This window comes from Devosia sp., from assembly GCF_024707125.1.
Classification (GTDB): domain Bacteria; phylum Pseudomonadota; class Alphaproteobacteria; order Rhizobiales; family Devosiaceae; genus Devosia.
The window spans coordinates 654,799-680,234 of the sequence record NZ_JANQAH010000009.1 but is presented as its reverse complement, the minus strand read 5'-3'; the positions used below and the strand labels follow the sequence as shown (position 1 = coordinate 680,234).

Sequence of the window (25,436 nt, the reverse complement as noted above, 5' to 3'; positions counted from 1 at the left end):
CTTGCCAATCTCCCGCCTTAACCTTATGACATATGACTTATGACATAAGTTGGAGCGATAGATGTCTGACCTTTTCAGCGTCGCTGGCAAAGTGGTGGTCCTGACCGGTGGTTTGGGGCAGCTTGGTCGCGAATTTACCACTTCGCTGGCCAAGGCCGGTGCCAAGGTGGCCGTATATAGCCGCCGTTCGATCACCCAGGAAAAGTTCGACGAGCTGTTTCCGGGCCTTGGCGAGAATGTCCGCATCTATGAGGCCAGCGTCACCGACAAGGCGGCGATCGAGGCGGCGACCGACAAGGTGATTGCCGATTGGGGCGTGCCGGAAGTTCTGGTCAACAATGCCGGCATCGACTCAAAACCCGATGGCGGCGCCGAGCAGAATGCGCCCTTCGAAGTCTATCCGCAGAAATTCTGGGACGACATTATCGACGTGAACCTGACCGGCGTGATGCTGTGCAGCCAGGTGATCGGCGCGAAAATGGCCGAGAAGGGCCGCGGCAGCATCATCAATGTCGGCTCGATCTATGGGATCGTCTCGCCCAACCAGGCGCTCTATGCCTATCGCGAAAAGCGCGATGGCGTGCCCTTTATCAAGGCGGTGTCCTATGCCGCGTCAAAATCCGGCCTCGTCAATCTGACGCGCTATGTGGCGACCTATTGGGCGGAGAAGAATGTCCGCTGCAACCTGATCTCCTTCGGTGGGGTCAAGACCGGCAGCTTTGACAAGGAATTCGTCGACAACTTTCTCGAGCGCGTGCCGATGCGCCGCCAGGCCGAGAAGGGCGAATATAACGGGGTCATCCAGTTCCTCGCCTCCGATGCCTCGACCTATATGACCGGCTCCAATGTCGTGGTCGATGGCGGGTTTACCGCATGGTGATCTCAGGCGCGTCAGACCGGGAAAAGCTCCACACTTCGGTGGTTGCCGCCATTGAGGCGGAAATCCTCTCGGGCGAATTGAAGGTGGGCGCCCGCCTGCCTTCGGAAGCCGAGCTGGCGCGCCGCTTTTCGATTTCGACGCGCTCGGTGCGCGAGGGGCTGCAGATCCTTGAAACCAAGGGTCTGGTCCGTCGCCGCCATGGCGAGCGCGCCGAAGTCGTGCGCGATGACGTGGACCAGTTTCTGGGTTCGCTCGCAACAACGGTTAAGGCGCTCTTTGCCGAGGACCCGGCCTATCTCGTGCAGCTCATGGATGTGCGCCGCATGTTCGAGCTGGAGGTGGTCGGGCGGCTCGCCGGGGGTGAGGGCAAGGTTTCCGAGGCGGTGGAGGCGGCGCTGGCTGATCTCGCAGATGCCAAGGATTTTGCCCACTATGCCGAGGCCGACGCGAAATTTCACCTCGCGCTGGTGCAGTCGCTGGGCAATGAAATCATGTCCAGCGTCTATGCCAATCTCTATGGGCTGATCACCGACGTGATCCGACTGACGAGCCGCGTGCCGAGCAAGACGCAGGCCGAAGGCGTCGCCGAGCACCAGGCCATCTTCAAATCCATCCGTAGTGGCGATGTTGAACAGAGCCGCGCGCTGATGCGCGAGCATATCGACAATTCCACCACCTATCTCGAACAGGCGATCGACGCCGCAAGAAAGGGACGCTGAGACAATGGCGGCTTATGACTACAACAATACCGATTGGGCAGCGATCAAGCGGCTTTCCCAGTGGTATTCGGGCGATATCCACGACGTGCTCGATGGCCGCGGGCCCTATGGCTATCTGAAGGGTATTTCCCAGTTTGGCGTTCTGGCCCCCGGCCAGGTCGTCTGTGGTCCGGTCTCGACCGTGCTCTATGAAAAGAGCGCGCGTGTTGGCCAGCCGCAGGACGTTTATCACGGCGCCATCGATGCCGTGGTCAAGGGCGGCATTTTGATGGTCGACAGTTCCTGCGCCGAAGGTTCGGGCACGGGCGAACTGATGTCGAGCGGCGCCAAGACCAAGGGCGCGGCAGCGACCGTAGTCAATGGCACGGTGCGCGACCTGGCCGAAGTTCGGAAGCTCGACTATCCGCTGTTCGCCAAGGGCATGAGCCCGGTGGGCGTCTCGGGCCGCATGGAAGCGACCTATTACCAGACCGAACTCAATATCGATGGCGTGCGCATCCGTCCCGGCGACGTGATCTTTGCCGACGTGACCGGTGTGGTGGTCATTCCCTCTGAGCTGGTTGGTGTGATCGCCGATGCGGCTGATGAACTGGGGAAGAATGAAGTGGTTTGCCGCCAGCGGATTTTGGCGGGTGAAGACCTGCAGAAGATCTGGCCGGTGGGGAAGACTGGCGGGCCGGTCTGATCACGAACGAAGCCCGGTTTCCCACTGACTGTCATCCCGGCGAAGGCCGGGATCCATCCTGAGATCTCAAGATGGGCCCCGGCCTTCGCCGGGGTGACATGCGGTGGGTGGAGACGGCCCGGAAGTACGGGCAACCACAGGGCAAAAAGCCCAAAAAAACGCCAACCGGAGGAGGGAGGCGATGACGCAGTTAGCGCACGTAGCCCAGACGCTGGGAAATCAGGTTGGCGTGGTAGATGACGACCTTGTTGAGTTCGTCGACCTCGGCCATGGGCAATTGCCAGGCGGGGGAACTGATGCTGATGCCGGCAAAGACCGCGCCCGACTGGTTGCGGATAGGGGCGCCGATGCACCTGAGGCCCGGCTGGTGCTCGCCATTGTCGATGGCGTAGCCGCGCTGACGGGTGAGGTCGAGTTCGGCGCGGAAGGCGTCGGGTTCGGTGAAGGTGGTTTCGGTAAAGCGCTCGAGACCGGCATCGATCACCCGAGCGATGATTTCTTCGGGCTGGTGCGCGAGGATGGCCTTGCCGACGCTGGTGCAGTGGACCGGCGAATTTTCGACCATGGTATTGCTGAGCATGGGCTCGGCTTCAGTGCGCTGGATGACGACGGCGCGATGGCCGTCGAACACGGCCAGATGCACGGCGCGGCTCGTCAGGCGATGGAGGGCATCGACGATGACCCGGCCTTCGCGATTGAGCTCGAGATTGGCGAGAACGGTATTGCCCAGTTCAAAGAGGCGCAGACCCAGGCGGTAGGCGTCGCGCTCACGCTCCTGCTCGATGAAACCGACCTCACGCATGGCGGCGAGGAGGCGATGGGTGGTGGAGCGCGGATAGCCGGTCTTGGCGCAGATTTCGGCCAGGGTCAGGGCCCGGTGCGCAGTATTAAAGCAGTCGAGCACCCGCGACACCTTGGTGAGCGATTTGAGGCTCTCGTCGCTGCGGGCCGGTTTGGCTGGCGCCAGTGCTTGATCGGTATCGGTCATGTTCTGGGTCTCAACGCTCAGATTGAACAGTCACGCGCGACCGTCAAGCCTGGTTCTATTAGTTCACTTGCGAAGCACTCTCAAGCAACGGACGCACTGTCATGCTGAGGGTTTTGAGCAAGACTGCGGACAATTTCGGCCAGAGCCAGCATGCCGGGATCATCGAGACCCACGCTCTTTTCGGCAAACATGCGGGCGCGGCCCATGGCGGAGGGACGGTTGCGGAATTCGGCAAGGACGTCGTGCATGGCCTTTTCGGCCGCAGCGGCAGTGCTCGCAGCATCCGTCTTGCCCTCGATGCCGCTGGCGAGCGCATCGAGGCCATCGATGATGGTTTTGGCGCCGAGTTCCGCCTTGCCGCGGGCCATGGCGGCGTAGCGGATGGCGGCGATGATGCCGGAGAGGTCCGACCAAGCCAGTTCGCTCTTGCCGGTCGTGGCTTTGCCGGCCGTCATCATGGCGGTGATGATGAGCGTGCCGAGGCTGGAGCCGGTAGAGGCTGCACCGGCCTTGGCGAGGGCCATGAAGCCGGCGCCGAGGTTTTCGGCATTTCTTACGTCCACGGCAGCGAATGTGCAGATGAGGCGGGCCAGCATGGTGCCGGTATCGCCGTCGCCCAATTTGGCGTCGGCGGCGTTGAGCACATCGGTCAGGCTGGACATGGAGGCATTGGCGCGGGCGATGGCGTCGGCCAGGGTTTCAAGCGTGATGGCCATGGTTCAGCCGACCTTCCAGAAGGGGCACTCGGCCGGGGCTGCAAGCAGGGTTTCGATTTCGTCGTCGAGGAAGCAGAGGCTGATCGAGGCGCCGCCCATTTCCATGGATGTCACATAAGGGCCGATCAGCGGATTGACCACGGTGAGGCCGGCGGCGCCGAGCTGCTGGGCGGCGCGGCGATAGAGAATGAAGAGTTCCTCGAAGGGCGTGGAACCCAGCGAGTTGACCAGCACGGCGACACGGGTCGCGCCTTGGGGCTTTTCTGCGAGGATCAGAGAGATCATTTCGTCGACGAGGTCGTCGGCGGGGCGGATCTTGTGGCGCCAGATGCCGGGCTCGCCATGGATGCCCATGCCGAATTCGATCTCGTCATCGGCAATGGTGAAGTTGGGGCCGGCGGCGCCGGGGATCTGGCAGGAGGAGAGCGCGACGCCAATGGTGCGGGTGCGGTCGACGGTCTTCTGCGCGATGGCAGCGACGTCGTCGAGACTGCCGCCCTGTTCGGCGAGGGCGCCGGCGGCCTTGTAGGCAAAGATCAGGCCGGCCACGCCGCGGCGCTTTTGGGACTCTTCGGGCTTGGCGCTGGCGATATCGTCGGTGCCGAGGACCGTGCGGGTTTCGACCCCGTCCATGGCGGCGAATTCGCTCGCCATCTCGAAGTTCATCTTGTCCCCGCCATAGTTGCCGAAGAGGCAGAGGACGCCCGCGCCACCATTGGCGGCCGCAATCGCGTCCTGGCAGGAATTGATGGTGGGGCCTTCAAAGACATTACCGATGGCGCAGGCATCGAGCAGGCCTTTTCCGACATAGCCGGTAAAGAGCGGCAGGTGGCCCGAGCCACCGCCGGAGACGACGCCGACCTTGCCCTGGCGCATCTTGGTGGCGCGGGCCACGGCGCGACGATCATCGCCGACGCGGACAAGGCCCGGATGGGCGAGGCAGAGACCGTCGAGCATCTCGTCGACATAGTTGGCGGGGTCGTTGATCAGCTTTTTCATGTCGTCCTCCCAGGCGTCGTGGTGGAAGGCGGGCCGCTTCTGCGGCGGCCCGCCCGAGATCGATCAGACAGTCGATCAGGCGGCCGACTTGGCGCGCACGCTGGTCAGTTCGAGCACCGGGCCGAGCACGGCATCGATGGCAGCCTTCTGCGCATCGGTGACGCGCTCCATCGGGGCGCGCGGGTGGAAGAGCGGCAGGCCCTGGCGGTGCTGGATGTATTTTACGCAGGCCGGCAGGTTGTCGTGGCGCAGGGCATTCCAGAGCGCGTTGAGGCGGAAGTGGATATCCTTGGCGGTCTTGTGATCGCCCGCCTGGACGGCGTCGAAGAGCTTTACGGTGACGCCCGGCACGGCGCAGGTGAGCGCGCTGATGGCGCCATGGGCGCCCAAGGCGAAGCTGGGATAGAGCAGCGCGTCGATGCCGGTGAGGACGATGTTTTCGGGCTTGGAACGCAGCATGAGGTCGGAAACCGACTTCACGTCACCCGAGGACTGCTTCATGCCGACAACGCCGGGCACGGCTTCCATGATGGCGAGCATGTCGTCGATGGAGAGGTAGTTCCAGGGAATGACGTTGTAGATCAGGATCGGAACCTGGGTCTCTTCCCAGATCGCGCGGAAGTGCTCAATCGTGGCTTCGCGGCCGGGCTTGAAGAGGTAGTGGACCGGGGTGACCTGCAGGGCGTCGATCTTGATGTCGCCCAGCGCCTTGACGCGATCAATGGCTTCGCGGGTCGACTGCACGATGAGACCGACGACGAAGGGCACGCGGCCGGCATTGGCGTCGTGAGCCTCGATCATGGCTTCGGTGAATTCGGTGGAGGAGAGCGTGTGACCCTCACCGGTCGAGCCGCCGACGACGAGCCCGCGCACGCCGGAATCGATCATGAAATCGACCTGGGCCTTGAGCGCGCCTTTGACGAGGTTGCCCTTTTCATCAAACGGCATGGAGAGGGGCGGCAGGATGCCCGTCAGGGTGTTGCGCAGCTTGAGCGCGATGGGGTTGCTCATCGAATTCCTCCAAGGCCTGGACGGGAGCCACCATGGCGATCCTCGTCCGAAATTTTTACAGGATGCGGGCTGCGATTCCAGCGCCGCATTCATGAAATTCCACAATCCGGAACATCATTCCTACATTTGATAGGGGCGATTGCGCTGTCATGTCAACATATTTGGGCCGCATACCGTGCAAATGCACATTTTTGGGGCAGGGAGTTGACATGTTAGTTCCGGAATGTGGTACAGAAGTTTGCAATACGGCAAGCAATGTTCGTATGTCGGAACACCCGACTCACCTGGGAGGACAGAAATGACCCATTTGAAGACGCTCGCTGGCGCCCTGGCGCTCTCGGTCCTGGCAATCGCCCCGGCGGCCGCGCAATATCCTGACCACGCCATCAACCTGATCGTGCCGTGGGCCGCCGGCGGCGGCACCGACGCAACGGGCCGCATCATCGCGACCCTGCTCGAAAAGGAACTCGGCCAGCCGATCAACGTCATCAACCGCACCGGCGGCGGCGGCATTGTCGGCCACACCGAAATTTCCTACTCGCCGCCCGATGGCTATACGCTGGGCGTGATCACCACCGAATTGTCCATGTATCACTGGACTGGCGTGTCGCCGCTCAACTACTCGAACTACGAGCCGATCGCGCTGTTCAACGCCGATCCGGAAGCCGTGTTCGTGCGCGCCGATGGCCCCTCGATCGAAGACCTGCTGTCCGAAATCCGCGCCAATCCCGGTTCGGTAAAGGCATCGGGCGCCAATCTCGGCGGCATGGCGCATCTGGGCTGGGCCGGCGTGCTCGTGACCAATGACATCGACCCGGCTGCCGCCCCCTGGGTGCCCTCGGAAGGCGCTTCGGCCAGCCTGCAGCTTCTGGCTTCCGGCGCCATCAGCGTCGTGACCACCACCATGCCGGACGCGCGTCCGATGGTGGATGCCGGTGAAGTCAAGCCGCTGATCGTTGCCGCCAATGAGCGCGCTACCGCCGCCCCCGACGTGCCGACCGCCGAAGAAGCGCTGGGGAACAAGTGGGCCGCCTATGCATGGCGCGGCATCGCCGCTCCCAAGGGCCTGCCGGAAGACGTCAAGGCGCGCCTCGTCGAAGCCATGGAAAAGGTCGTCAATTCGCAGGAATTCAAGGACTTCATGGCCCAGCGCAATTTCGGCATCGACTATCGCGATGCGGCTGGCTTCGAAGCCTTCCTCAGCGAAGCCGACGCATCCATCGGCAAGGCGCTGCAGGCCGTGGGCCTCGCCAAGTAAGCACTTTGCTTGCCCCGACGGCCGGAATGCACCTCCGGCCGTCATCTCTCCAGAGCGCGAATGATCCCAAGTCCCTCAAGGGATCAGGCGCTCTGGTTTTTCTCTTGGCGCGGCGGCTCTGCCCCGAACAGCCGCGCCCCAGGTCCAGTGCTTTTAGGAGGAGCGCATGAGGCAGTCATTTCCAATGGATAGCGCGCTGGGCGTGGTCTTTGCACTGGGCGGCGCTGCAATCCTGCAGCAGGCGCTCACCATGCAGGCCCTGCCCGGCATGAATGTGGGCCCCGGCCTCTTCCCCTCCATCGTCGGCGCCGGCATGGCCATCATGGGCGTGGCGCTCACCATCCAGGGCTGGATCGTGCGCGATACGCCCGAGGACGAAGCCCAGCCGCTCGTCACTTGGTTTGCCGTGGGCATTGTCGTGGCCCTCGCGGTGACGACCCTGGCCATGCCCTATCTCGGCTTCCTCGTTGCCGGCACCATCTTCTCGGTGGTGATCGTGCTGATGAGCGGCGGCAAGTGGCTCCCCGCCATCATCTTCAGCCCCATCGCCTCGGCAGGCATCTACTACCTGTTCATGTCGGGCTTCCGGGTTCCCCTTCCTCGCGGCATCCTGGGATAGAGATCATGGACGCATTCGCTCTTGCTGTCGGCCTTGTCTTCAATGCCGAAACGCTGATCACCATTTTCCTCGCCGCCGTCTTCGGCCTGTTTGTCGGCGCCATTCCGGGGCTGACCGCCACCATGGCGACGGCGCTCTTGGTGCCCGTCACCTTCTATATGGCGCCCATTCCGGCCATTGCCGCGATCATCTCCTGCACCGCCATGGCGATTACCGCAGGCGACCTGCCGGGTACGCTGCTGCGCATTCCCGGCACGCCGGCATCCGCCGCCTATGTGGAAGATTCCTATCGCCTCGCCCAGAACGGCAAGGCGGGCCTCGCCATCGGCATCGGCGTCGTTGGCTCGGTGCTGGGCGGCCTTTTCGGCTTCCTGTTCCTGCTCTTCACCGCACCCATGCTGGCAAAGGCTGCGTTGGGCTTTTCGAGCTTTGAATATTTCTGGCTGGCCGTGCTCGGCCTCTCCTGCGCCGCCCTCATCTCTTCGGGTGGCCTGGTAAAAGGCGCGCTGGCATTGCTGCTCGGCCTTTTCATCGCCCAGGTGGGCATGGACCCGCTGACGGCGACGCCGCGCTTTACCTTTGGCAATATCGAACTGATGGGTGGCATCAGCTTCATTCCGATCATGATCGGTATGTTCGCCGTGTCCGAAGTGATGCGCGCCGGCCGCCGCGCCATGGCCGAAGTGCCCCAGATCAACCTCAAGAACCCCTTCGAAGGCACGCTGGGGGCGCTGTGGAAATATCGCAAGAACCAGGTGCGCGGCTCGATCATCGGCTCGCTCTTGGGCGCCCTGCCCGGCGTTGGCGGCGATCTGGCGGCCTGGATCACCTATTCGCTGGCCAAGCGCACGTCCAAGGAGCCGGAAAAATTCGGCAAGGGGCATCCTGAAGGGCTCGTGGAAGCTGGTGCCACCAATAATGCGGCACTCAGCGCGTCCTGGATCCCGGCCATGGTGTTCGGCATTCCCGGCGACGCGGTGACCGCCATTGCCGTGGGCGTCCTGGTGATGAAGGGGCTGGATCCCGGGCCGACGCTGATGACGCTGCACCCGGAAAACTTCTATGCGGTGATGATCGTCTTTGCGATCGCCAACATCCTGATGCTGCCGCTCGGCTGGGTGGCCGCGAAATCGGCCCGCTGGATTTTTGAAGTGCCGAGGGCGCTGCTCAATGCCGCCATCCTGCTCTTCTGTATCGTCGGCTCCTATTCAATCAACAATTCCATGTTCGGCGTCTGGCTGATGCTGGGGGCGGGGATCGTGGCCTATGTGCTCGAGGCACGCATGATCGCCATTGCCCCGATCATCCTGGGCATCGTGCTGGGTCCGCTGGTGGAAACCAACTTCACCACCTCGATGATGATCGCCGACGGCAACCTTCTCGGCTTTTTCGGGCGGCCGGTGGCTGCAGTCTTCGGTGTCGTGACCCTGCTGATCTGGAGCGTCGCCATTTTCAGGACCGTTCATGGTCTCGTGCGGCACCAGGAGAACCCGGGAAGCGTGAACCAGCTTCCCTCCTGAGCTGCGACAAATCGCGCCCCGCACCCCGGAAGTCACTGACTTCCGGGGTTTTTCTTTTCCGTCATATGACAGTTTTTTAACGTTTTCTTCATGCGCCAGTCTTTCGCCCCATTTGCCCCTTAGCGAGACCCCGGCCTGCTCATCACGAGACGGTGAAGACGGTTTCAAGGCGGTTTTTAGGCAGCATTGCGCCATGCGTTTGCTGCATGCCCGCCATGCGACAACTTTACCGGCTTGGCGACGTTGCCGGAAATTGATGGATAGCGAAGAACAACAAGCGTCACAAATGCTCACCGCCCCAAATAATCGACTGTCTCGCCGCGCCTTTCTCTCCGGCGCCGCCGCTTCCATCGCCCTTTTGTCTTCAACATCGCTGACCCAGGCTGTCTTTGCGATCGAGCCCATGTCGGGCGCGTTCGACTATGACAGCTTCTCCCAGCGCATGAAGGACCTGGCGGCTCAGCCCTATCAGAGCCCCGTCCTCATCGACTCCGAGGTCTATGCGGGCCTCAACTATGACGGCTATCGCCGCGTGCAGTTCAACACGGACAAGGCACGCTGGCGCGGGGACGATCACGGTTTTCAGATCCAGGCTTTCCCGCCCGGCTGGCTCTTCAAGGAAACCGTCTCGGTCTATGAAATCACCGATGGCGATGCGCATCCCTTCGCCTTCGACAGCGAAGACTTCATCTATCACTTCGATGACGATGAAGAGCGCAAGACGATCGAGACCGCGGAGTTTCCGGGCATTGCCGGCTTCCGTATCAACTATCCGCTCAACACGCCCGATCTCGCCGACGAACTGGTCGCGTTCCTCGGTGCCAGCTATTTCCGCGCCCTTGGCCGCGGCAATATCTATGGGTCGAGCGCGCGAGGCCTCCTCATCAATTCCTGGCGCGAAGGCCCGGAAGAGTTTCCGCGTTTTTCCGAATTCTATGTTGAGCGCCCCACTGGCGATGGCCCGCTGACGGTCTATGCCGCGCTTGAAAGCCCGAGCGTGACCGGCGCCTATCGCTTCCTGATTTCGCCTGCGAACCAGGAGCAGCAGGAAACGGTGATGGATGTCACCGCTCGGCTCTATTTCCGCAGCGATATCGGGGAAATCGGCATTGCGCCGCTGACCTCGATGTTCCTCTTTGCCGAGACCAATCGCCACCAGTTCGACGATTTCAGGCCGCAGGTGCACGATTGCTCTGGTCTCGTCTTCGAACCCGAGGCCGGGCTGCCGCAATGGCGCCAGCTCAACAATACGCCGCAGCTGGGCAATTCCTTCTTCTGGGATGCCAATGTGCGCGCCTTTGGCCTTTATCAGCGCAATCGCAATTTTGACGACTACCAGGATGCCGGCGCCCACTACGAGCGCCGCCCATCCATGCGGGTCGAACCGACCGGCAATTGGGGCCAGGGCCAGGTGCGTCTCATCGAAATTCCGGCCAAGTCGGAAACCGATGACAACATCGCGGCGTTCTGGATTCCGAACGAAGCCCCCAAGGCCGGCCAGGAACGCGAATATGGCTATCGCCTGATCTGGGGTGACCTTGTTCCCAAGGAGAATGCCGAACTGGCGCATGTGGTGGAAACCCGCATCGGCCAGGGTGGCGTCTCCGGCGTCGAAAACGCGGCAACCCTGCGGAAATTCGTCATCGACTTCGATGGCGGGCGTCTCGCGGACCTGTCGCCGGACACGATTTTTGAAGTCGATGCCAAGGCATCGGCCGGTGAAATTACCTCGTCGACCTTCTCGCAGATCGACGCCAATGGACTTTGGCGCCTGGTCCTCGATGTCGAGACCCAAGGTCAGAACCTAATCGAGCTGCGGGCCAGCATTGGTTCCGGCGGCGAACCGCTGACGGAAGCCTGGCTTTATCAGTGGCGCGGAGAAGTTGCATGAAGCACCAGCCCTTTCAGCCCATAGACGGCCTTCCCAATGCCCCGCTCGCCATGCCCAAGCAGACGCTTGAGCGCGGCTCGGCCTTTGGCGGCTTCTTCAAGGCCTTCTTCCTCGTCTGGCAGCGCAACTAGGACTGGTGAATGGGTAATCGGCTAACCACGGGGCGGGCTGGGTGGCTGCGGCTGCTCACGCTGGGCTTCGCCGCGGCCGTGAGCCTGACCGCCGGCACTGCCTTTCTCGACCTGATCGGGGGCAATCGCCCGGTTTTTCTCGACTGGGTGCGCACGATCCTGCTCGTCCTGACTGGCTTCTGGCTGGTCTGGGGCGGCACGATCGGCCTGCTTGGTGCGCTCTCGCCAAGGTCGCGGCGCCTGCCCGACCTGACACGGCCCGAGGGCAAGACGGCCATTCTGGTGCCGATCTACAATGAAGATCCGGTCGAGACCTTTGCGCGCATCGCGGCGATGAACCGGCAGATCGTCGCCAAGGGGCTTGGCGAACATTTTCACTTCGCCATCCTTTCGGACACGACCTCGCTTGAGGTTGCGGCCGAAGAGGCGAGCGAATTCGAACGGCTGATCGTCGAGCCGGAAGCGCCGGGGCGGATTTTCTACCGCCGCCGCGAGCGCAATGTTGGCCGCAAGGCCGGCAATATCGAAGACTTTATTGCGCGTTCGGGCGCGGCCTATGACTATGCCATCATTCTCGATGCCGATAGCTTGATGGAAGCCGACACCATGCTGGCCATGGTGCGGCGCATGGATACCGATCCGCGACTTGGCCTGTTGCAGACCGTGCCGGTGGTGATCGCCGCGCGAACCCTGTTCGGGCGGATGATGGCTTATTCGTCGGCCTATTTTTCGCGCTATTTTGCGCGAGGCGCGGCCCTGTTGCAGGGCGAGGACGGGCCCTATTGGGGGCATAATGCCATTGTCCGCGTGCGCGCCTTTGCCTCGTGCTGCGGCCTGCCGGTGCTGTCGGGGAAGCCGCCCTATGGCGGGCATATCTTGAGCCACGACTATGTCGAGGCGGCCCTTCTGGCCCGTGGTGGCTGGAAAGTGGAAGTTGATCCCGAGCTGGCTGGTTCCTTCGAACAGGGTCCGGAAAACCTCATCGAATATGCCAAGCGCGACCGCCGCTGGTGCCAGGGCAATCTGCAGCATCGCCGGCTGATTGCGGCGCCGGGGCTGAAATTCTGGAGCCGGTTTACCTTCGTCCAGGGCATCATGGCCTATCTCGCCTCGCCGCTCTGGCTGCTGCTGATGGCGGCGAGCCTGCTCTCGAGCCTTATTCCCGATAGTGGCGGGGACCGCTGGGGCGCGACGCCGTGGATCATCGGCATTGGCGTGTTGACGACGCTGCTGCTGCCCAAATTTGCCATTGCGCTGCGCGGCGCCATTGATGGCACCAATGGCGCATTCGGCGGTTGGCGCATCATTCCCTCGGTTTTGAGCGAGATCGTCATCTCGACGATCATGGCGCCGGTGCTGCTCGGCTTTCAGAGCCGCGCCGTGTTCCAGATTCTTTTCGGCATGGATGGCGGCTGGCCGGCGACCGAGCGCGACGCCAAGGCCGTGCCGCTGAAGACGGCTTTTTCGGCCAGCTGGTGGATCGTGCTGGCCGCGCTCGCCGCTTTGATTTTCATGGCCTATGCCGGTCCGGCTTTCCTTCCCTGGCTGCTGCCGGTGGCGGGCCCTGCCCTGCTGGCGCCCCTTGTCATCTGGGCCACGGCGCGCGGCAGCGACCGGCCGGTCAGCACCTGGCTGTTCTCGACCGCCAATGAGCGGGCGCCGAGCCCGATCATCGTTGAAGCCAATGCCATTCTCGCGAGCTGGCGCGCCACCGAGCCGGTGGTGACAATGGGCTTTGCCGAAGTCGCCGCCCATGCTTGAGCGCAAGCCGACCGTCTGGGATCGTATCCCGGGCCTGCGTGCTATTGCAGCGGGCCCTGCTCCGCTGCCCCCCGGCGGGCGCGACGAGCGGCTCGACATGTTCCGCGGGCTGGCGCTGGTGATGATTTTCATCAATCACGTGCCGGGCACGGTGTTCGAGGCTTTTACCAATCGCAATTTCGGCTTTTCCGATGCGGCGGAAGCCTTTGTCTTCATGTCGGGCGTGGCGGCGGGCCTCGCCTATTCGGGCGCGTTTTTGAAGAAGGTGCCGCTTTGGCTCGCCGTGGCGCGGCCCTGGGCGCGCGCCAGACAACTCTATTTCGTGCACCTGACGCTGACCTTCATTTTCCTCGGCACGTTTGCCGCGGCGGCGCACTTTTTTGGGCTCTTTGAGCTGCTGACCACCAATAATCTGAAGGCGCTGGCACAGAAGCCGCTGGAGGTGCTGATTGGCATTCCGCTGCTGACGCATCAGTTCGGCTATCTCAATATCCTGCCGCTTTACCTGACCTTCCTGCTCCTGACGCCGGCACTGATCGTGGCTGGGCTCAAAAAGCCCTATTGGCTGGTGGCAGGGTCGGTGCTGCTCTGGGTGCTGGCGGGTACGTTTCGGCTCAATTTCCCGAATTACCCCAATTCGGGCGGCTGGTTCTTCAATCCATTCTCCTGGCAGCTGATGTTCGTGCTGGGCCTTGTGGCCGGCATGGGCATGAAGCTCGGCAAGCGCGCTTTTCCGGCGCACCCGGTGGCCTTTCTGCTCGCGCTGGGCTTTGTCATCCTCTCGCTCCTGTGGATGAAGGTGCAGCCGGTTGGCGCCATGGGCAATGGCGTTCTGCGCTGGCTCTGGCAGATCGGCGCGCCGTTCCATATCCACTCCTTCGACAAGACCTTTTTGTCCTTGCCGCGGCTGCTGCATGCGCTGTGCCTCTTCTATGTGCTGGCTTCCATTCCGAACATGCAGGCGATTGCGGCTTCGCGCTGGGTTTCACCCCTCCGCGCCATGGGGAGGCAGGGTCTGGCAGTGTTTGCGACCGGCACGGCGCTGAGCCTGTTCTTCCAGGCGGTGAAGGCTGGGGTGCCGGAAAGCGCCCTGACGGATGCGGCGATCCTGGTGGTGGGCCTGTCGATCCAGATCGGGCTTGCCTATGCGCTCAACCATACGGTCAAGATGAAGGCGGCGCTGGCACGGGCCAAGGCCTAAGACACTACCTCCTATTCGCCGTCATTGCCGGCTTGTCCCGGCAATCCATCTTGGGGCGGCTGCCATCCGGCGGATGGCATGGACCACCGGGACAAGCCCGGTGGTGACGGTGGCGGGGATGGTTCGGCGTTTGCCGCCTTAGCCGCTGCGCCAATGCGGCTGGGGCTCCGCCAGGGTCTGCAATTGCTTGACCGGGTCGCCGTCGATGCGGCGCAGAAGCAGGCGGGTCAGTTCGCCGCCGGCGGCGAAGACATCCTCGCGAATGCTGTCCATCTGCGGAAAGAGCGTCGGCAAAATTCCAGAAGTCTGCTTGTAGATCAGTTGCACCTCGCGCCCGAGGGTGACCCCGCCTTCGGTGAGGCCACCCACCAGGGCAATGGTGCGCATTTCGCTGTCGGAAATGATGCCATCGGGGCGATTGGGATCGGCTGCGAGTTCCATGCCGACGCTCCGCATTTCGGCGGGGCTCAGTTTTGCCGTGCCTTCGAGCACCCGCGCCTCGATGCCGGCGCGGGCGGCCTCCTTGCGATAGGAGGTGACGATATTGTGGTAGTTGGTGGTGCTGTCATCGCCGATGACCAGCATGATGTCGCGGCAGCCCTTGCCGGCGAGGCGTCTTACGGCAAGCGCGGCAAAATCCTCGGAATGGAAGTCGTGATAGGCGTGGGGCGTATAGAACTCGGTGCGCCCATGGCTGACAAAGGGGAAGTCGGCATCGATCATCATCTGCACGCGCGGATCGCGTGGGCCGGTATGGGTGATGATCACCCCATCGGCTGTGCGGTTGGAGAGGATGTAGTTGATCGTCTCGGTGCTGTTGTGCCGCTCGAATTCCGGGATCACCGTCAGGTGATAGCGCGTGCCGGCAATGGCATGGCCAATGCCCTGGATCATGTTGCGGGCAAAATCGATGGAATCCTCGGACCCGTCGAGCACCAAGGCAATGACATTGGTCTTGCCGGTGCGCAGGCGCACGCCGGCACGATCGGGCACATAGCCGAGCGCCTTGGCGGCTTCGTTGACCTTGTCGCGGGTTTCCTGCTTGAGGGTCGTGCCGCCCCTTAGAGACAGCGAAACGGTGGAAAGGCTGAGACCAGTCATCTCGGCGATGGTCTTGAGCGTCACGCGCCTGGTGCCACTGGCCATATTGTTTGTCGTCGTCTTGCTGCTCATTGCTTTCCCCGCCCCGATTTTACACGGGCCCGCGCTCAAACCAATGCGAAATTTTTGCAACGTTTTAGAGATATATGGGCGTGATGAAATCGATGCAAACTTTGTAACGACATTGAAATAAAACGACAAAAACTTCGATATGTCAGCATTGATGACGAAAACGGATTTAGAATTGCAACGTTGCATCACATGTGATTACGTTCCTGCGTTCGGGATGAGGAGGTCCCGGGCAATGCCGCACCGATAAGCGGCAGGAGCAGCAGAGGAGGAGTTGATGCTCAGAACTGGCTTTCTGACGACGGTCGCCGCCATATCGCTAATGGCAGCCGCCACCATTCCGGCACGCGCCGAAGTCTCTATTATGTATATGGAATCCTTCGCTGCCCTGATCGAATCGGGCATCGAGAAATTCGAAGCGGAGACGGGCGAGACCGTTAACGCCATCAAGCTGCCAGGCCAGGGCTATGACCAGCGCATTGCGCTCGACCTCAGCGCCGGCACCGCCGCCGACGTCAACCTGATCGACAGCTTTATGGTCAGCGAGCTGGCCGCCGCCGGTTATCTCGAGCCGCTCGGCACCCAATTGGCCGGCTGGGACCAGTTCCAGTACTATCTGCAGGGCCTCTTAGAGGTCGCATCCTATCAGGGCGAGGTCTATGCCCTCCCCACCGATACCGACGTGCGCATGCTCTGGTACGATCTCAGCAACTTTGAAAAGGCCGGTATCGCCACGCCATGGGCGCCCAAGAACTGGGCCGACATTCTCGATGCTGCGACCAAGCTCAAGGAAGCCGGGGTACAATATCCGTTCCAGCTGCCGGCCGGCACCAAGCAGGCGGAAGCGGCCACCATGCAGGGCGTCTATATGGCACTGCTCGGGGCCGATGTGCCCGAGGGGGATCGCAATCGTCTCCTCAAGCGCGATACCAACCAGTGGATCGGCGACAGCCCGGCCCTGCGCCGCGTCTTCGACCTCTATCATCAGGTCTATGTCGCCCAGGAACTGAACCCTGCCGACCTCAACTACGCGACCGATATCGGCGCGGCGGTGCGTGCGGCACTCGCCAATGACCAGCTCGGTATTCTCGCCTCCGGCTCCTGGGAAGATGCGTGCCTCTGGGATTGCAACAATCCGCCGAGCCGCGAGGAACGTGACGCCCAGGTCGGCTGGACGCCATGGCCGGGTTCGGGCGAACCGGGCACCAAGGCCACGACCAATATCTCGGGTGGCTGGACGCTTGGCATCAATGCCAATGCAGCCGACAAGGAAACCGCCTTCAAGCTCCTGACCACGATCTTTGACGAGGAGAATTTCAAGGCCTGGACGCTCGCCAACCACCGCATGGGTGTGCGGACCGACATTTCCGAGTCTGCCGAATATACGGCCGACCCCTTCCTCGCCGAGGCCACGGGTCTTGCCGCTGACACAACCGGCCGCGACACTATTCCGGGCTATCAGACGGTTTCGGCCCTGATCCAGCAGGCAACATCCGATCTTCTGGATGGCGTGTCGGTCGAAGAAGCGATCGAAACCTACCACAATGCCCTGGTGGATGAGTTCGGCGAAGAGAACGTCATCACCTACGAATAAGCAAACCTCCCGACGCGGCGGCGCCCGAAATGTCCTCCGGGTGCCGTCGCGACGGGAGTTTTTGATTATCTCCCGCGTCATTCCCGAAGAGAGATCCCCGCTTTCGAAGGGATGACACCGAGTTTGTGGATGCGTGTTGGCCTGCCGACCGCCCAAGCGAGAAAGCCCATGAAAAACCAGGCCAATCCTTGGCTTACCGGCAATCTCTTCGTCCTGGCGCTTGGCATGTTGCCAGCCATTCTCCTGATCGGGGCCCTGCTTTACTTCACCGCCTGGGCCTTTGCCTTTTCCTTTACCGACCTGGCGCTGGTGGGGAAAAAGAGCGTTGAATGGAGCTGGGTGGGGTTTGAGAATTTCGAGCGGCTGTTTACCCGGCGCGGGTTTCTGGAATCGCTCTGGACCACCGTTATTTTCGTGTTTTTCTCGGCCATTGTCGGGCAGTCGGTGCTGGGCTTTTTGCTCGCAGCAACCCTTCGCGGCACGCAATCGAGTATTCGCGGCGTGGTGGAAGTCTGCATCATGCTCGGCTGGCTGCTGCCCGATATCGTGGCCGCGTTTCTGTGGTCGGCGACGACCAGCCAGACTGGGTTGATCAATCAGCTTTTCGTCGTGCCGTTTGGCTTCAAGCCGATCAACTTCATCAACGATTACGCCCTGCCCATCGTCACCATCGCCAATGTGTGGAAAGGCACGGCCTGGTCCTATCTGCTGTTTTCGGCAGCGCTCGACTCCGTATCGCGCGAAGTGGTGGAGGCTGCAAAAGTCGATGGCGCGACGCCGTTCCAGCGCGTGTGGCTGGTGCAATTGCCGATCATTCGGCCGCATATCGCCACCAACATGCTCTTCATCACCATCTGGACCTTTACCTACTTCCCGCTGATCTTCGCCATGACCGGCGGCGGGCCGGGGCGGCAGACGGAAACGCTGGCCGTGTTCCTCTACAATCAGAGCTTTTCGCGCGGTAATCTCGGCTTTGGCTCGGCCATTTCGGTCGCCATGTTGCTCATTGTCGGCGTGCTCTCGCTCTTCTATCTGCGCATGTTGCGGGAGCCAAAATAATGGAAAACCAGCCTTCCCGCCTGACCGCGATTGCCCTGGCCTTCATGGCCGTCATCTGGGTGAGCCCGTTTTCGTGGCTTGTTCTCAACGCCTTCAATCCGCTCTCGACGGGGCAGCTCGAAATCCCCAAGGCTTTCGGCTTTGATAATTTCGGGCTTGCCGTCAGCGGCAATGCCGGGCGGCAGTTTCTCAACTCGATCATCATCGCGGCGGGCACGGCGACGCTGTCTGTCATCGTCGGCATTTCGGCGGCCTATCCGCTGTCGCGGCTGCGCATTCCAGGTCGCAATGCTTTTTTGTGGACGCTGGTGTTGTTGCGCATGCTGCCTTCGGCCGGCGTGCTGGTGCCGCTCTATTTTGCGGCGCAGCGCTCGGGACTCTTGAACCAGCTCGGCGTCATCGTGGCGCTGACCATTTTGAACCTGCCGTTCACGCTGCTGCTCCTGAAAAACTTCTTCGATACCGTGCCGATCGAACTTGAAGAGGCGGCCTATGTGGAAGGCGCCAGCCTTATTCAGATTGTCACAAAAATCGTGTTGCCCATGTCGCGGGCCGGGATCGCCGTGGTCTGGTTCTTCAGTTTCACCGGAGCCTGGAACGAGTTCCTGCTGCCGCTGATCTTTGCACGCGTGCAGGATGCTTTCCCGATGTCGGTGGGGCTTTACGCGGCTTTCGGGCAGCAGGGCGCCATCAACTATGGCTTCCTCACGGCCTTTTCCATTCTCTACGCTGCGCCGGCGATCGGCGTCTATTTCTTGTTGCGGCGGAACATGAACACAGGGTTCGCCGGTGTCGGAGTCAAAGGATGACCTATTCCAATCCCCAATCTACCAAACTTGGTCTTCTGGATGACGACCTCAAGATGGAAGGAAAGCTCCTCCGTCTCTGCAAGGATCTCGAAACGAAGATCCGCGCGCCGATCGCCAATGTGCCGTTCCAATGGCATGTGCAGCGCGCCGACGGGTTTACCGCTGCGGAGGCGCTGAAGGCCGACTGGAAGACTTGGGAAAAATTCGGCCGCCATACGGTCTGGGCCAAGCACCAGGAACACACCTGGTTTGCCGCTGAAATCACCGTGCCCGAGGAAGCCAAGGGCAAGGTGTTCGTCGCGCACTTTACCAGCCAGTGGCAGGATCGGCCGGGCTCGACCGACCCGCAATGCCTTGCCTATCTCGACGGCAAGATCGCGCAGGCGCTGGACGGCAATCACACCGAACTCGTCATCGAGCGCAATGCCAAGCCGGGCAATAAGCACGTCATTCTGGTCAACGCTTTTACCTTTTTTGACCGGCCGCTGGTGGGGTTCGAGGTCGACTTCTTTGTGCGCAATGAGCGCGCCGAAAAGCTCTACTATGACCTGCAGACGCCGCTCGATGTGGCGGTGCGGCTCTATCAGAATGATCCGCGACGGCAGGCCATTTTGAATATTGTCGAGCGCGCGCTGCGCGCGCTTGATCGGCGTGATGGGCATACGGATGCCTTCGGGGCCGGCCTGCCGGCCGCGGAAAAGATTGCCAAGGAAATCTACGATCTCGTCGATACCGAAGTGCAGCCGCAGATTACGGCTGTCGGTTCGACCCACCTCGACGTCGGTTGGCTCTGGCGCGTGATGCATACGCGCGACAAGACCGGGCGCAGCTTTGCGACGGTGCTCAACCTGATGGAGGAGTATCCGCAGTTTGTCTTCATGTACAACCAGTCGGTGCTCTTCGACTTCCTGAAGCAGGACTATCCCGAGATCTGGGAGCGCATGCTCAAGAAGGTGAAATCCGGGCAGTTCGAGATCGAAGGCGCCATGTGGGTGGAGCCGGACGTCAATATCGCCTCGGGTGAATCTCTTGTCCGCCAGATCATGCGCGGCCGCAAATTCCATATCGAGCATTTCAAGGTGACGCCGAAGACGGTCTGGCTGCCCGATACGTTTGGCTATTCGGCCAACCTGCCGCAGATCATGGAGAAATCCGGGCTCGAATATTTTGTGACGTCAAAACTGAGCTGGAACGATACCGACCGGCATCCCTATGACACGTTCTTCTGGCGCGGCATCGACGGGACCGTCACCAAGGCGCAGCTGATCACCGCGCAAAGGTATGACAGCGAGGAGATCTTCACGACCTACAATGGCGACCTCTCGGTCTCCGAGACCATGGGCGCGTGGAAGCGCTATGAGCCCAAGGCCGCCTACAATGAAGTCGTCATGTCCTACGGTTATGGTGACGGCGGCGGCGGGCCGACCCGCGCCATGATCGAGCGCGGTACGCGTCTGGAGCGCGGTATTCCCGGTGCGCCCAAGGTGAAGCTTGAGGGGATCGTTCCGTTCCTCGATCGGCTGGGCAAGGCGATGGATGCCAACCCCGCGAAATTCCCGACATGGAATGGCGAGCTCTATCTGCAGTACCACCGCGGCACGCTGACGTCGGTCGCCAAGAACAAGGCCAATAACCGCAATGCCGAAAGGCGGCTGCGCGAGCTGGAATTTTTGGGCGCCATGGCGCTGAGCCAGGCGGGGCATGCCTACCCCTCTGAAACCCTAGCGGAATTCTGGGAGCTCGTGCTCATCAACCAGTTCCACGACATCCTGCCGGGCACGTCCATTCCGGAGGTCTATGTCGATAGCGACAACGAATATGGGCGAATTTTCTCGACGCTGAGTTCTCAGAATGGTCCATGGCATGCGGCAGCGCAGGCTTTTGCCAAGCCCGGCAAGGACCAGCTTCGGGTGCTCAATTTCACCAGCCAGAACCGGGCGGAACTGGTCAGTCTCGGCCATGTCGGCGCGGGTAATGGGCTTGCGACGGCCGGCGGCACGGCGCCGATCCAGAAGATCACGCGGGCCGATGGCACGACTGAAAATGTCGCGCCGGTTGGCAATATCGCGGCGCTTGGCTGGACGGCGGCGCAGGTTGTGTCTTCAGCACCTGCCGCCAAGAGCACGTTGTCGGTTTCCGAAAAGCATCTTGAGAACGAGCTGATCAAGGTGAGTTTCGACAAGGCGGGCGAAATCACCTCGCTCTTTGACAAGACGCGGCAGCGCGAAGTGCTGGCGCCGGGCAAGGCGGCCAACCGGCTCATTGCCTATGAAGACAAGCCGATGGAGTGGGATGCCTGGGATATCGACCGCTACTTCGAAGAGCAGTCCTGGCCGCTGGCCGATAGCCCGACGAAGATTTCCGTGGTCGAAACCGGCCCGCATCGTGCTGCGATCCGGGTCGAGCGTAAGTACCAGAAGTCGCTGATCGTACAGGTGATTTCGCTGGCTGCGGGTGCGCGCCAGGTGGAGTTCGACACCTTTATCGACTGGCAGGAGCGGCAGCAGGTCATCAAGGCGCAGTTCCCGTTCGACCTCAACATTTCCGAAATCCGCTCGGAAATTCAGTTCGGCCACGTCAAGCGCCCGACGCATCGCAACACCACTTGGGACCGCGCGCGGTTCGAGGCATCGATGCATCGCTGGGTGGATATTTCGGAGGCCGATTTCGGTGCGGCGCTGATCAATGACAGCAAATATGCCTATGATTGCCATGAGCAATCGGTACGCCTAACGCTGGTGCGTGGCTCGACTTTCCCGAGCCCGGACGCCGATCTTGGCGAACATCGCATTCGCTATGCGCTGTTTGTCCATGAGGGCGTAGCCGATCTGGCGCAGGTGCACCGTGCAGCGGAACGGTTCAACAACCCGGTCGCCGTCATCGGTTCCACTTCTCCCCAGGCGCAGGCTGCCAAAGACTTTGGACAGTTTAGCCTGGCGCAGGTGAAGCGGGGATAACGTCACCATCGAGACGGTGAAGAAGGCTGAAAAATCGGACGAAGTGGTACTGCGCGTCTTCGAGCACGCCAATATTCGCGCCGAGACGACGATCTCGTTTGGCGTGAAGGTCAGCAAAGTCCGGACGGTCAACCTGATGGAAGAGGGACCGAGCAAGCCGTTGGAAATCAAGGACAATAACGTCACCTTGAGCCTGCGGCCCTTCGAGATTGTTACGCTCCTGGTAGAAGTCTGAGGAGGCATTCATGGCCGATGTCACGCTGCGGCAAGTCCGAAAGTCCTATGGGTCGCTCGAGGTGGTCCATGGGGTCGATCTCGACATCAAGAGCGGGGAATTCGTTGTATTCGTCGGGCCTTCGGGCTGCGGGAAATCGACGCTTTTGCGCATGATTGCCGGGCTTGAGCCCATATCGGGCGGCGATATTTCGATTGGCGGGAGGGTGGTCAATGACGTGCCCTCGCCCCAGCGTGGCATCGCCATGGTGTTTCAGTCTTATGCGCTTTATCCGCATATGAGCGTCTACGACAACATGGCCTTTGGCCTGAAGTTGCAGAAGACGCCGAAAGAAGAGGTGGATCAACGCGTTAGGGAGGCTGCGCGGATCCTGCAGATCGATCCCTATCTCGATCGCATGCCCAAAGCCTTGTCCGGCGGGCAGCGGCAGCGCGTGGCGATCGGGCGGGCGATCGTGCGCAATCCAAAGGTGTTTCTGTTCGACGAGCCACTGAGCAATCTCGATGCGTCCCTGCGGGCGCAGACGCGGGTGGAGATTGCCAAGCTGCACGATACGCTTGATGCGACAATGATTTACGTGACGCATGATCAGGTTGAAGCCATGACGCTGGCCGATCGGATCGTGGTGCTCAATTCGGGCGTGATCGAGCAGGTGGGCACGCCGCTGGAGCTTTATCGCAATCCGGTGAACACGTTTGTCGCCGGGTTCATTGCCAGCCAGCGGATGAACTTTGTTCCAGTGACGCCGGAGGCAGGCGGATTGCGGCTTCCGGGTAACAGACTGTTAGCACTTGGGGGCACCGATCTGGCGAGAGTGCGAACGATTGGGGCTCGACCGGAGCATATGGAGCTGGCGAGCCCGGAAACGGCACATCTGAGCGGGACTTTGGCCGTGATCGAGCAGTTCGGGGAATATGCGCTGGCCTATGTCGAGCTGCCCGATGGCGAGACGGTGACGATCAAGCTTGAGGGGGCGCCGGAGCTGGAATTGCACCAGCAGATGCATATTGGGCTGCCGGCTGGGCAGGTGCATCTGTTTGATGAGGCGGGGCGGGCGATCAGGTAGGCGACAGCCCAATAGGTTTGCGCTTGCGGCTCCACCCCCTCCCATCCTCCCCCATCTAGGGGGAGGTGCGCATCGAGTTCTTGGCAGATTTCTTCACCCCACCGGTTGTCATCCCCGCGAAAGCGGGGATCTCCGTTCTAAAACAGGGATTCCCGCTTTCGCGGGAATGACATCGAGTGTGGAGGTATCAGCCAGCAGCGCGCGGCTGAATGCCCGCGGCGCGACGCAGAAAGCCGTCGGATTTTTCCAAGGCGGTTTCGGCTGTGGGGCGGTCCATGCCGGTCAGGGCCATGAGGATGGCCAATTTGACATTGTTGCCGGCGGTGGCGAGCAGACGTTCGGCTTCGTCGGCGCTGCAGCCGGCGACTTCCACGAGGATGCGGATGGCGCGGGCTTCGAGTTTCTTGTTGGAGACCGAGAGGTCGACCATCAGGTTCTGATAGGTCTTGCCGATGCGGATCATGCTGGCCGTGGTCAGCATGTTGAGCACCAGTTTCTGTGCTGTGCCGGACTTCAAACGGGTCGAACCGGTGACGGCCTCGGGGCCGACGACGGGGGAAATGGCGATTTCGGCCTGGCGGGCAATGGTACTGTCCGGATTGCACGAGAGCGCGACCGTGGTGGCACCGACGGACTTGGCATAGTCGAGACCGCCGATGACATAGGGTGTGCGGCCGGAAACGGCGATGCCGACGACAACGTCGCGGGCTTCGAGCTTTACGCGCTCAAGGTCCTTGCGGCCCTCTTCGGGGGAATCTTCGGCGCCTTCAATGGGGTGGCGCAGGGCGTGGTCGCCGCCGGCGATGAGGCCGACAACCATTTCGGGCGGCACGCCAAAAGTCGGCGGGCATTCGGAGGCGTCAAGCACGCCCAGGCGCCCGCTGGTGCCGGCGCCGATATAGATGAGGCGCCCGCCATGGCGGAAGGCCTCGACGATCTTGTCGACGGCCTCCGTGATTTCGGGCAAAACCTTTTCGACGGCTTCGGGGACCTTGTTGTCTTCACGATTCATGGCCGCGAGAACTTCGCGGGTCGACATGAGATCGATCTCGACCGTATCGGGATTGCGGGCCTCGGAAACCAGCGTTTCCAGCTCCGCCATCAGAGCGCTTTTTGCCATGGGTAGTCCCCTCTGTTCGCGCAAAAATGCTAGAAGCGAATATTCCTCTTGTCAATGAAATGTGGAATAGAATATTCCTGTTGATGTGGGATGGCAGTTGATCCCTTGAGGCCCTATCGTCCCGCCCTGCGGACGCGGTTCTTTGGCAGGGCGTTTGCCTTCCACAGACAGCGCGCAGCCCGAGGAATAGAAAATGTCCATCCTCAAAATTCTCGGTGCCAAGATCGAATCCATGACCCAGGCGGATCGCCAGATCGCCCGGTTCATTCTCGACCATCCCGAGCAGATGCTGACCATGTCTTCGGCGGCCTTGGCCGAAGCGACCGGGCGCAGCCAGTCGAGCGTCGTCAAATTCAGCCAGAAGCTCGGCTATGAGGGCTATCAGCAGTTAAAACTCGATGTGAACAAGGCCAAGGCGCAGGAGTTTCATGCGCCGGCCGGGGTCATTCACGGCACAATCGATGCCAGCGACTCCTATATGACGATCCTGCAAAAGCTGATCGGCTCGAAGCTGCTGTCGATGCGCGAGACATCGGCGGTCAATACCGAGGCGACGATTGACTCTGCGCTCGATGCGCTGATGTCGGCGCGGCGGATCCAGCTTGCCGGAGTCGGTGCGTCTTCGTTGGTGGCGCGGGATTTTTCGTACAAGCTCCTAAAACTCGGGCGGACGGTGCTGGTCGATAGCGACAGTCATATCCAGATTTCCAATGCCTCGGCGCTCAATGACCAGGATCTGATCATTGCGCTGTCCCATTCGGGGCGGAGCATGGAAACGCTGCGCATTGCCGAACTGGCGAAGAAGCGCGGAGCGACGCTGCTGTCGGTGACCGGATTGCAGCCCAACCCGCTGCTGGATATTGCCGATATCAGCCTCTTTACGGTGGCAGACGAGGAGCGGGTGCGCTCTTCGGCGATCACCTCGCGCGATGCGCAGCTGATGCTGACGGATATGCTGTTCATCCTGCTGCTGCGGCGGCAGGCGGATGCTTATGACTATATCCACCGCAGCGAGGCGGCGGTGACGGTGCTCAAAGCCTGAGGGCT

General features: G+C 61.4%; 23 protein-coding genes. 17 read left to right on the top strand and 6 right to left on the bottom strand.

Translation table 11 applies throughout. The annotated features are described in order from the left end of the window. The first annotated feature begins 61 nt into the window (after positions 1-61). Genes NVV77_RS13430 through NVV77_RS13420 form a run of 3 tightly spaced genes read left to right on the top strand, consistent with a single transcriptional unit; the run spans position 62 to position 2,284 of the window. Positions 62-880 carry an SDR family oxidoreductase gene (locus NVV77_RS13430; RefSeq protein ID WP_295414097.1) on the top strand — a complete coding sequence of 273 codons (819 nt, stop codon included), beginning with the start codon at positions 62-64 and terminating at the stop codon, positions 878-880. After that, positions 874-1,599, top strand: a complete 726-nt coding sequence (locus NVV77_RS13425) for a FadR/GntR family transcriptional regulator (protein WP_295414095.1) — start codon at positions 874-876, stop codon at positions 1,597-1,599. Before NVV77_RS13430 ends, NVV77_RS13425 begins: the two co-directional genes overlap by 7 nt. Positions 1,600-1,603: 4 nt before the next feature. Continuing rightward, on the top strand, positions 1,604-2,284 hold the full coding sequence (locus tag NVV77_RS13420) for an RraA family protein (protein WP_295414092.1): 681 nt from the start codon (positions 1,604-1,606) through the stop codon (positions 2,282-2,284). A gap of 190 nt (positions 2,285-2,474) precedes the next feature. Here NVV77_RS13420 and NVV77_RS13415 read toward each other — a convergent pair whose 3' ends face one another. From NVV77_RS13415 to NVV77_RS13400, 4 genes are all read right to left on the bottom strand, one after another. Then, positions 2,475-3,272 (bottom strand): IclR family transcriptional regulator, encoded by a 798-nt coding sequence (locus tag NVV77_RS13415; protein ID WP_295414090.1) that lies wholly within the window; start codon positions 3,270-3,272, stop codon positions 2,475-2,477. Positions 3,273-3,352: 80 nt separating this feature from the next. Continuing rightward, positions 3,353-3,988 carry a DAK2 domain-containing protein gene (locus NVV77_RS13410; RefSeq protein WP_295414087.1) on the bottom strand — a complete coding sequence of 212 codons (636 nt, stop codon included), beginning with the start codon at positions 3,986-3,988 and terminating at the stop codon, positions 3,353-3,355. Between the two features lie 3 nt (positions 3,989-3,991). Further along, entirely contained in the window at positions 3,992-4,987 is a 996-nt protein-coding gene (locus tag NVV77_RS13405) for a dihydroxyacetone kinase subunit DhaK (RefSeq protein ID WP_295414084.1), read from the bottom strand. 75 nt (positions 4,988-5,062) lie between these two features. Then, positions 5,063-5,998, bottom strand: a complete 936-nt coding sequence (locus tag NVV77_RS13400) for a dihydrodipicolinate synthase family protein (RefSeq protein WP_291405793.1) — start codon at positions 5,996-5,998, stop codon at positions 5,063-5,065. Positions 5,999-6,296: 298 nt separating this feature from the next. On the opposite strand from NVV77_RS13400, the gene NVV77_RS13395 reads away from it, so the two are divergent. The 7 genes from NVV77_RS13395 (at position 6,297) to NVV77_RS13365 (ending at position 14,379) form a co-directional block, all read left to right on the top strand. Further along, the gene (locus tag NVV77_RS13395; RefSeq protein WP_295414079.1) at positions 6,297-7,256 is read left to right on the top strand and encodes a tripartite tricarboxylate transporter substrate binding protein; all 960 of its coding nucleotides are present in this window, start codon (positions 6,297-6,299) and stop codon (positions 7,254-7,256) included. Between the two features lie 166 nt (positions 7,257-7,422). Continuing rightward, positions 7,423-7,875, top strand: a complete 453-nt coding sequence (locus NVV77_RS13390) for a tripartite tricarboxylate transporter TctB family protein (RefSeq protein ID WP_295414077.1) — start codon at positions 7,423-7,425, stop codon at positions 7,873-7,875. A 5-nt stretch (positions 7,876-7,880) separates the two neighbouring features. Then, positions 7,881-9,395 carry a tripartite tricarboxylate transporter permease gene (locus NVV77_RS13385; protein WP_295414076.1) on the top strand — a complete coding sequence of 505 codons (1,515 nt, stop codon included), beginning with the start codon at positions 7,881-7,883 and terminating at the stop codon, positions 9,393-9,395. A gap of 286 nt (positions 9,396-9,681) precedes the next feature. Further along, the gene (locus NVV77_RS13380; RefSeq protein ID WP_295414073.1) at positions 9,682-11,286 is read left to right on the top strand and encodes a glucan biosynthesis protein; all 1,605 of its coding nucleotides are present in this window, start codon (positions 9,682-9,684) and stop codon (positions 11,284-11,286) included. Beyond that, positions 11,283-11,417: a hypothetical protein gene (locus tag NVV77_RS13375; protein WP_295414070.1), complete on the top strand. Its 135-nt coding sequence runs from the start codon at positions 11,283-11,285 to the stop codon at positions 11,415-11,417. Before NVV77_RS13380 ends, NVV77_RS13375 begins: the two co-directional genes overlap by 4 nt. Positions 11,418-11,426: 9 nt before the next feature. Continuing rightward, positions 11,427-13,178, top strand: a complete 1,752-nt coding sequence (gene mdoH, locus NVV77_RS13370; RefSeq protein ID WP_295414067.1) for a glucans biosynthesis glucosyltransferase MdoH — start codon at positions 11,427-11,429, stop codon at positions 13,176-13,178. Beyond that, positions 13,171-14,379, top strand: coding sequence for an OpgC family protein (locus NVV77_RS13365; protein ID WP_295414064.1), 1,209 nt, complete (start codon positions 13,171-13,173; stop codon positions 14,377-14,379). The genes mdoH and NVV77_RS13365 overlap by 8 nt, the downstream gene beginning before the upstream one ends. Before the next feature lie 138 nt (positions 14,380-14,517). Here NVV77_RS13365 and NVV77_RS13360 read toward each other — a convergent pair whose 3' ends face one another. Next, positions 14,518-15,552, bottom strand: a complete 1,035-nt coding sequence (locus tag NVV77_RS13360; RefSeq protein WP_295414062.1) for a LacI family transcriptional regulator — start codon at positions 15,550-15,552, stop codon at positions 14,518-14,520. Between the two features lie 274 nt (positions 15,553-15,826). Between NVV77_RS13360 and NVV77_RS13355 the strand changes: the two genes are divergently transcribed. From NVV77_RS13355 to NVV77_RS13330, 6 genes are all read left to right on the top strand, one after another. Next, positions 15,827-17,143, top strand: a complete 1,317-nt coding sequence (locus NVV77_RS13355) for an extracellular solute-binding protein (protein ID WP_295414060.1) — start codon at positions 15,827-15,829, stop codon at positions 17,141-17,143. Positions 17,144-17,311: 168 nt separating this feature from the next. Next, complete coding sequence (locus tag NVV77_RS13350; RefSeq protein ID WP_295414058.1) at positions 17,312-18,202, top strand: carbohydrate ABC transporter permease; 891 nt, start codon at positions 17,312-17,314, stop codon at positions 18,200-18,202. Further along, positions 18,202-19,011, top strand: coding sequence for a carbohydrate ABC transporter permease (locus NVV77_RS13345; RefSeq protein WP_295414057.1), 810 nt, complete (start codon positions 18,202-18,204; stop codon positions 19,009-19,011). Before NVV77_RS13350 ends, NVV77_RS13345 begins: the two co-directional genes overlap by 1 nt. Continuing rightward, positions 19,008-21,968, top strand: coding sequence for a glycoside hydrolase family 38 C-terminal domain-containing protein (locus NVV77_RS13340; RefSeq protein ID WP_295414055.1), 2,961 nt, complete (start codon positions 19,008-19,010; stop codon positions 21,966-21,968). Before NVV77_RS13345 ends, NVV77_RS13340 begins: the two co-directional genes overlap by 4 nt. Before the next feature lie 7 nt (positions 21,969-21,975). Further along, positions 21,976-22,203: a glycosyl hydrolase-related protein gene (locus tag NVV77_RS13335; protein WP_295414463.1), complete on the top strand. Its 228-nt coding sequence runs from the start codon at positions 21,976-21,978 to the stop codon at positions 22,201-22,203. 10 nt (positions 22,204-22,213) lie between these two features. Beyond that, positions 22,214-23,269 (top strand): ABC transporter ATP-binding protein, encoded by a 1,056-nt coding sequence (locus NVV77_RS13330; RefSeq protein WP_295414052.1) that lies wholly within the window; start codon positions 22,214-22,216, stop codon positions 23,267-23,269. A gap of 187 nt (positions 23,270-23,456) precedes the next feature. Here the strand turns inward: NVV77_RS13330 and murQ are convergent, their stop codons facing one another. Next, positions 23,457-24,389, bottom strand: coding sequence for an N-acetylmuramic acid 6-phosphate etherase (gene murQ / locus NVV77_RS13325; protein WP_295414050.1), 933 nt, complete (start codon positions 24,387-24,389; stop codon positions 23,457-23,459). 193 nt (positions 24,390-24,582) lie between these two features. Here murQ and NVV77_RS13320 point away from each other — a divergent pair, with 193 nt between their 5' ends. Next, positions 24,583-25,431, top strand: a complete 849-nt coding sequence (locus tag NVV77_RS13320) for a MurR/RpiR family transcriptional regulator (RefSeq protein ID WP_295414049.1) — start codon at positions 24,583-24,585, stop codon at positions 25,429-25,431. Positions 25,432-25,436: the final 5 nt, after the last annotated feature.

Excerpts from the sequence above, each read along its gene's own strand:
- NVV77_RS13430 (WP_295414097.1), top strand. The coding sequence starts at position 62 with ATGTCTGACCTTTTCAGCGTCGCTGGCAAAGTGGTGGTCCTGACCGGT.
- NVV77_RS13425 (WP_295414095.1), top strand. The coding sequence starts at position 874 with ATGGTGATCTCAGGCGCGTCAGACCGGGAAAAGCTCCACACTTCGGTG.
- NVV77_RS13420 (WP_295414092.1), top strand. The coding sequence starts at position 1,604 with ATGGCGGCTTATGACTACAACAATACCGATTGGGCAGCGATCAAGCGG.
- NVV77_RS13415 (WP_295414090.1), bottom strand. The coding sequence starts at position 3,272 with ATGACCGATACCGATCAAGCACTGGCGCCAGCCAAACCGGCCCGCAGC.
- NVV77_RS13410 (WP_295414087.1), bottom strand. The coding sequence starts at position 3,988 with ATGGCCATCACGCTTGAAACCCTGGCCGACGCCATCGCCCGCGCCAAT.
- NVV77_RS13405 (WP_295414084.1), bottom strand. The coding sequence starts at position 4,987 with ATGAAAAAGCTGATCAACGACCCCGCCAACTATGTCGACGAGATGCTC.
- NVV77_RS13400 (WP_291405793.1), bottom strand. The coding sequence starts at position 5,998 with ATGAGCAACCCCATCGCGCTCAAGCTGCGCAACACCCTGACGGGCATC.
- NVV77_RS13395 (WP_295414079.1), top strand. The coding sequence starts at position 6,297 with ATGACCCATTTGAAGACGCTCGCTGGCGCCCTGGCGCTCTCGGTCCTG.
- NVV77_RS13390 (WP_295414077.1), top strand. The coding sequence starts at position 7,423 with ATGAGGCAGTCATTTCCAATGGATAGCGCGCTGGGCGTGGTCTTTGCA.
- NVV77_RS13385 (WP_295414076.1), top strand. The coding sequence starts at position 7,881 with ATGGACGCATTCGCTCTTGCTGTCGGCCTTGTCTTCAATGCCGAAACG.
- NVV77_RS13380 (WP_295414073.1), top strand. The coding sequence starts at position 9,682 with ATGCTCACCGCCCCAAATAATCGACTGTCTCGCCGCGCCTTTCTCTCC.
- NVV77_RS13375 (WP_295414070.1), top strand. The coding sequence starts at position 11,283 with ATGAAGCACCAGCCCTTTCAGCCCATAGACGGCCTTCCCAATGCCCCG.
- mdoH (WP_295414067.1), top strand. The coding sequence starts at position 11,427 with ATGGGTAATCGGCTAACCACGGGGCGGGCTGGGTGGCTGCGGCTGCTC.
- NVV77_RS13365 (WP_295414064.1), top strand. The coding sequence starts at position 13,171 with ATGCTTGAGCGCAAGCCGACCGTCTGGGATCGTATCCCGGGCCTGCGT.
- NVV77_RS13360 (WP_295414062.1), bottom strand. The coding sequence starts at position 15,552 with ATGAGCAGCAAGACGACGACAAACAATATGGCCAGTGGCACCAGGCGC.
- NVV77_RS13355 (WP_295414060.1), top strand. The coding sequence starts at position 15,827 with ATGCTCAGAACTGGCTTTCTGACGACGGTCGCCGCCATATCGCTAATG.
- NVV77_RS13350 (WP_295414058.1), top strand. The coding sequence starts at position 17,312 with ATGAAAAACCAGGCCAATCCTTGGCTTACCGGCAATCTCTTCGTCCTG.
- NVV77_RS13345 (WP_295414057.1), top strand. The coding sequence starts at position 18,202 with ATGGAAAACCAGCCTTCCCGCCTGACCGCGATTGCCCTGGCCTTCATG.
- NVV77_RS13340 (WP_295414055.1), top strand. The coding sequence starts at position 19,008 with ATGACCTATTCCAATCCCCAATCTACCAAACTTGGTCTTCTGGATGAC.
- NVV77_RS13330 (WP_295414052.1), top strand. The coding sequence starts at position 22,214 with ATGGCCGATGTCACGCTGCGGCAAGTCCGAAAGTCCTATGGGTCGCTC.
- murQ (WP_295414050.1), bottom strand. The coding sequence starts at position 24,389 with ATGGCAAAAAGCGCTCTGATGGCGGAGCTGGAAACGCTGGTTTCCGAG.
- NVV77_RS13320 (WP_295414049.1), top strand. The coding sequence starts at position 24,583 with ATGTCCATCCTCAAAATTCTCGGTGCCAAGATCGAATCCATGACCCAG.